The organism is Bacillus sp. AR2-1, assembly GCF_008368755.1.
Classification (GTDB): Bacteria; Bacillota; Bacilli; order Bacillales; family Bacillaceae_G; genus Bacillus_A; species Bacillus_A wiedmannii.
In genome coordinates this window covers 388,751-395,118 of the sequence record NZ_QORY01000006.1, presented here as the reverse complement: position 1 = coordinate 395,118, position 6,368 = coordinate 388,751, and the positions used below count along the sequence as shown (strand labels likewise).

Here is a 6,368-nt window from a genome sequence, read left to right as displayed (position 1 = left end):
TATACTGTAATTTCTCCCAAAGCATATTGATAGTTATACGCAATATCTTTCTTCTTAATAGGACCTACATCCAAACGGGCATTATCGTTATCAATTTGATGGGCGACTACATCTGCTTTGCTGTAGTAGAGCATGACTTCATGAAAGAAATCAGATAAAGGTGTCTCTTGAATCTGCACACTTGGAATACCCTTTATTTCATTTTCAGGAACAAGGTTTCTACCCTTTAATTGAGCGACTACAACATTTGCATCTCCCCTCGCATACTCATGAAAAGGTGTCAGTGTGTCTTCAAGTGTAGGATCAGATACTACTGTTGTTCCATCAGTATTTTTTACAGGTATAGCGGTAGCAGTTTTATCTTTTAAAACCAGCTTTCCATCTTGCTTTGTAAAAGTAAGGTCAATACGTGAGATATGTGTTCCATATTTATCTGGTTCTGTAATAATAACGCCATTTACAACTTCTTTTTTAACAAGTTTATGCATATGAGCTGCAAAAATAGCACTTAGTTCCGGACAAGCATTCGCAATATCTTGAACACCAGTACCAGGGATTCCATTCTCATTTTCTAATCCCATATGCATAACGCCTACCATTACATCTACTTTACCTTCTAATTCTTTAATGGCCTTCTTTGTCTCTTCTACTGGATTTTTCACTACCAAACCATCCAAATGATCTGTCCCTTTTTCAAAATCACTAATCATTGGTGTATTCATACCAATAATCCCGACTTTAATTCCATCTTTTTCAACAATTGTATATGCAGGAAGAAAACGCTCTCCATTTTCCTTATAAATATTTCCTGCCAATGTCTTGCCCTTATATTGCTCACTAACTTTTTTCAATGTATCTAATCCAAAGTTAAATTCATGATTTCCAAATGCCCAGGCGTCATATTCCATTGCATTCATCGCTACCATCATTGGCGATTGTGGCTGATCATTGAATAACTCTACTGAATTTCCTTGAATTGTATCCCCAGCATCTACTAATATGGTATTTGGATTTTCTTGACGTACCTTCTTTATAACCGTATAAAGCTGTGTTAAACTTCCGCTAGTATTTGCACCATCAAGCGCATAATCCCAGGGCATAAATCTACCATGAATATCGGCAGTACCTAACAGTGTAATATTAACATCAGATTCCTCAGCTTTTGAGATAGATGGTTTGACTGTTACTGCTGTTCCAAGAAGTATAAAAATAACAAAATAACATAAATAGTTCTTCCATTTCATTTTTTGCATAATAACAATATTTCTCCCCTTTTTGTACTTTCATAAAGTTGCTTGAACTTTAAAAATGTAACTTATTATTCAGAAAACTTCAACTGCAAAAGAAAATTTTGGAGGTGGTTCTGCTGTGAAAATATAGAGAATAAAATGCATATACCCCCTAGCAGAATAGTATTTACTTCTTCCTCCAACGTGTGAAGAGCGCTAAACCAACGGTAGATGTATATGTACTGTCAAAATTATGGACATATAACTCATTTCCGGAAATCATTATAACTTAAAGATATAGTGTGTAATGCTGATTACATTTTCGGATTTCATTGCTAATTTATTTCCTTCTAAATGAAAATGCTGAGATCACTTCCAAAAATAATAACCCCGTTCTTCATTTAAGACGGGGTTCCACTTATACAACAATTCGGATTCAGTTTTTTTTCGAATATTCGTTTCCTATTCAAGAGTAAGATCTGCTAGTTTCGTATTTTCTTCTGCTTATCAGGACTTATATTTTATCACTCGAACCCTTGATGCTTTCCTAAATCGCTCAATAAATAGATAATAATTTTTACTTTTCAACTTCACAAAGCAATTTTACCTCTTTGATTTGTTCTATATGACGTTGTTCATGCAAATAGATTAATTCTATCCACTGATCAAGAAGTAATTCTCCAAGAGCTGGATGCATCACTGATTTTTTTGCCAATTTAGATTCATCTTCTATTGTACTCAGAAAACGCATCAATGCTTTTCTAGAGTCGGTTAACAAATCAACCATTTGCAGCACTTCAAATGGTTCTATACTTGGTTCAATCATTTCTGGTGCTATAAATTTTATTGATCTATCTAATACAATAGTATGAATTTCTTTACGCTCATTTTGGAAACTATCCATCTTTTTTAATCCTGACAAAATAACCGTTATAACTCTCTCATCTAATAAAACTAAGTGATGACAAACTTGTGCTATACTCCATTTATCCTTATCTGGTTTTCTATTAAATTGAGTATCACTTAACAAAGTAATTTCCTCAAATAATTGATTTCTCGTTTCATAAAACTTGTCCTTTACAAATGTATTCATGTGAATTCTCCTTTCATTAGAACCTATATACTTAGATTCCTGCGTTAGAAATATTCTCTATAGAAGAAAGATTTTCCTTCACTACTGTTTCTCTAATTCACGACTAAATATATGAGTTTTCTCAACATCCTTGAAGATTTCCTTGAAGTTATCATGCGCTGCAGCTACACCATAATACTTTCCACCGAATCCTTTCAATACAACTACATAAAACGTTCCTAATTATCAATCTAGCATTAAATAAATGTAAAAAATGCCCCTATTCATTCATTTTTCATGCGTATGTATGTACATTTGTTAATTTATTCGATATATTATGTGTATTGAATGATTACGAAAAGCTTATTGGTCGCTAAAAAACACCTTATATTTTTATATCCGAGAAAACTACAAAGTGTATAAAATTCCATTTGTCAAATGAATTTAATGCGGAAGGAGGTTTGTGGTTACTTCATCGGGATATAACCATCAGTTTTGAACTGATAAAAATATAGGAGGCGACATAATGTTTCGTACGATTTCAAATTTCATGAGAGTAGCTGAGATAAGAAACAAAATTCTTTTTACACTAGCGATGCTAATTGTTTTTCGAATTGGCACGTTTATTCCAGTTCCTCATACTAACGCAGAGGTATTAAAAGTACAAGATCAAGCTAACGTTTTAGGTATGCTAAACGTATTTGGCGGAGGAGCACTGCAACACTTCTCAATCTTTGCTGTAGGTATTACACCATATATTACAGCTTCCATCATAGTACAATTACTACAAATGGACGTTATACCTAAATTTTCGGAATGGGCAAAGCAAGGAGAAATGGGCCGAAAGAAATCAGCTCAATTCACTCGATACTTTACAATCATTCTCGCATTCATACAAGCCATTGGGATGTCTTATGGTTTTAATAATATAGCAGGTGGACAATTAATTACAGATCAAAGCTGGACTACATACTTATTTATTGCGACAGTTTTAACTGCAGGTACTGCATTTTTACTTTGGTTAGGTGAACAAATTACCGCTAATGGCGTTGGTAACGGTATTTCGATGATTATCTTCGCAGGACTTGTTGCGGCGATTCCAAATGTTGCGAATCAAATTTATTTGCAACAATTTCAAAATGCAGGCGATCAATTATTCATGCACATCATAAAGATGGTCTTAATTGGTCTCGTAATTTTAGCGATAGTTGTTGGTGTTATTTACATTCAACAAGCTGTGCGTAAAATACCGATTCAATATGCAAAAGCTGTTTCAGGAAACAATCAATATCAAGGAGCAAAAAACACTCATTTACCTCTTAAAGTAAATAGTGCTGGTGTAATTCCAGTTATCTTTGCTTCCGCATTTTTAATGACGCCGCGTACAATTGCGCAGCTCTTCCCTGATTCAAGCGTATCGCAATGGTTAGTTGCAAATCTTGATTTCGCACATCCACTTGGAATGACGCTTTATGTCGGTCTGATCGTTGCTTTCACATACTTCTACGCATTTATTCAAGTAAACCCTGAACAAATGGCTGAGAATTTGAAAAAACAAAATGGCTATGTGCCTGGTATTCGTCCTGGTAAATCAACAGAACAATATGTAACGAAAATTTTATACCGTTTAACATTTATCGGTGCAATTTTCTTAGGTGCCATTTCAATTTTACCGCTCGTATTCACAAAAATTGCTACATTACCACCTTCTGCACAAATTGGTGGTACAAGCTTACTTATCATCGTCGGTGTAGCACTTGAAACAATGAAGACGTTAGAAAGTCAGCTTGTGAAACGTCATTATAAAGGGTTTATAAAAAAAGTAAATTAAGTAAAAAACACAGTTGGTTATTTTTCCAACTGTGTTTTTGATTCTACTACCTCTAATTTTCCCACTAATGTATCAATCACTTTTTCTAAGTTCACAATTTTTTCATCTAATGCTTGGATGCGTTTTTCGCTATCCTCTACATTATTATATTTTAACTCATCATTGGAAGATTTGAACTGCTCCCATAATTCAAAAATAGTATTTTCAGTAGGTGATTTTGATTTTTCACCACTACTGGCTGCATCTTTATTTGATTCTAATTCAAATTGAAGTTCATATGTATTTCCAGTTAACTCTTTAGCTATTTCCGCAATTAAATCTTTATAAGACTTTTCAACCCATCCTTGTTGGAATTCGTTTTCAAAATAAATGATTAATGAATTTTCATTTATTCTGGCTGTCGTTTCTTTAACCCATGTTTCATATGAAGGTCTTGAAATTATTAATTGCATTTTACCTTTTATTTCATTCCAAATTGTATTGGGTTCTTCTTGTCCGGAAGTGAGTGGATTATTTTGCATATGATGAATATGTGTGATAGGAGTGGTTTTTGATTCTATTTCGAACCAAATTTGATATTCTTCATTAGTAAGTTTCTGTACGGTACTTGAAATTATATTTTTATACTCACCTTCAAGCAAATCACGATGAAACGCATCCTCACAAAAGATTATTAATGTATTATCTTCTATAGTAGCATTTGTATTTCTAACCCAGGTTATAAATGTTTTCTCTGCTAATTTTGGCCTTAACGCTTTCTTTACTTCATCCCAGCTATTTAGCCTTTCTTTTGGAACATCTTTCAACTTTGATGGTTCGTCATTACATAGATCAAACTGAATTTCAAACGTCGTATTAAACATTTCTCTTAATGTATGAAATACTAATTCTTTGTAGTGAGATTCTAACCAGTCACGAGCAAATTCATTTGGACAATAAATTGCTAATATATCATCCTCTAAATAAACAGTAGTATTAGTAAACCAAGTTTCATATGATGGTTTTGAAATTTGCGGTCGAATTTTTTCCTTTACTTCAGTCCAATTCATTTTCATAATAACTCCCCTCTTTTTATAGTTCTCTTTCATATAGCTTAATAATATTACGCCTTTCCAATAAATAAAGTCAATCCGTATCATGAATAAAATTCAAGCAGCCCTGTTATATACAGGGCTGCTTCTTTATACAACTACATTTCCTTCTCAAATAATTTCCCTTGTTTGAAATAGCTCCGGAGTGTGGATCGATTAGCTAAAAATACACCAACCAAAATAAAACAAGCACCTATTCCCATTGTAGGGTTTAAAGGTTCTCCTAATATGATATATCCTACAATAATAGCAATTAACGGTGATACATATAACCACGTTGACGGGAATACAGGATTTGTTTTTGATAAGAGCCAATAATATAATCCGTGCCCACCAATTGATCCGATAAAGATAAGATATAAAATAGGCCACTGTACACTCCATGAAGCTAATACAGATACATTCGGTTGTTCTACTATGACGGATGCGATTAGTAATAATACCCCTCCGTAAAACATTTGAATACCATTAATGAGAAATGGTGATACACTTTGTAAATCCGAAAGTATTTCTTTTGAGCGAATAGAGCCTATTCCGTAAAATAACTCTCCTATTATTAAAACAAAACAAGCGATACTCCATATGAGACTTACTTCTTGGTGCGTTCCTGGTAAAGAAACAAAAACAACACCTATTAGTGCGATAATTAAAGCAAAAAGTTGCTCTTTTTGTAATTTTTCCTTATTTCTCTTTGCCTGTAATAATAAAATCATCATCGGCCCCGTAGCAGAAAGTACAGCAGCTAATCCTGAAGAAATATATTGTTCCGCCCAGTACAATGTAGCAAATGTCATAAACGTTAAGCAAAAACCAGCATATATAATACGTTTTGAAAATACATGTGGCATAATTTCCTTTCGCTTTAACTTAAATATAATCATCAGAATGACGCCTGCTAAAAAGAAACGAATTCCTGCTGAAAATAATGGGGGCGCTCCTGCTTCAATTCCGATTTTTATCGTTAAAAATGTTGTTCCGAAAATAATACATACTAAAATATAATTGAAAATGACCATTTTTCTTCCTCCTTTTTACTCTTAACATGAGTATAGAAGGTATGGTGTATAACAGTGTATCTATGTATATAACAGTTACTTAAAATTGTAGTTGATTCTCTTTATATTTTTCGCTTTAATAAAATAAAA

At 33.3% G+C, this 6,368-nt stretch carries 5 protein-coding genes; 1 reads left to right on the top strand and 4 read right to left on the bottom strand.

Annotated elements, in window-relative coordinates:
- On the bottom strand, positions 1-1,253 hold a 1,253-nt coding region (locus tag DT250_RS06720; protein WP_179952835.1), incomplete at its 3' end, for a metallophosphoesterase.
- A gap of 553 nt (positions 1,254-1,806) precedes the next feature.
- Positions 1,807-2,322: a DinB family protein gene (locus DT250_RS06715; protein WP_060486760.1), complete on the bottom strand. Its 516-nt coding sequence runs from the start codon at positions 2,320-2,322 to the stop codon at positions 1,807-1,809.
- A gap of 505 nt (positions 2,323-2,827) precedes the next feature.
- Here DT250_RS06715 and secY point away from each other — a divergent pair.
- Positions 2,828-4,132, top strand: a complete 1,305-nt coding sequence (gene secY, locus DT250_RS06710; protein WP_048547274.1) for a preprotein translocase subunit SecY — start codon at positions 2,828-2,830, stop codon at positions 4,130-4,132.
- Between the two features lie 17 nt (positions 4,133-4,149).
- On the opposite strand, the gene DT250_RS06705 is transcribed toward secY, so the two are convergent.
- Positions 4,150-5,187 (bottom strand): DnaA N-terminal domain-containing protein, encoded by a 1,038-nt coding sequence (locus DT250_RS06705; RefSeq protein WP_149212831.1) that lies wholly within the window; start codon positions 5,185-5,187, stop codon positions 4,150-4,152.
- A gap of 134 nt (positions 5,188-5,321) precedes the next feature.
- Complete coding sequence (locus DT250_RS06700; RefSeq protein ID WP_060486758.1) at positions 5,322-6,239, bottom strand: DMT family transporter; 918 nt, start codon at positions 6,237-6,239, stop codon at positions 5,322-5,324.
- Positions 6,240-6,368: the final 129 nt, after the last annotated feature.

Coding starts and splice junctions, on each gene's coding strand:
- DT250_RS06715 (WP_060486760.1), bottom strand. CDS start 2,322: ATGAATACATTTGTAAAGGACAAGTTTTATGAAACGAGAAATCAATTA.
- secY (WP_048547274.1), top strand. CDS start 2,828: ATGTTTCGTACGATTTCAAATTTCATGAGAGTAGCTGAGATAAGAAAC.
- DT250_RS06705 (WP_149212831.1), bottom strand. CDS start 5,187: ATGAAAATGAATTGGACTGAAGTAAAGGAAAAAATTCGACCGCAAATT.
- DT250_RS06700 (WP_060486758.1), bottom strand. CDS start 6,239: ATGGTCATTTTCAATTATATTTTAGTATGTATTATTTTCGGAACAACA.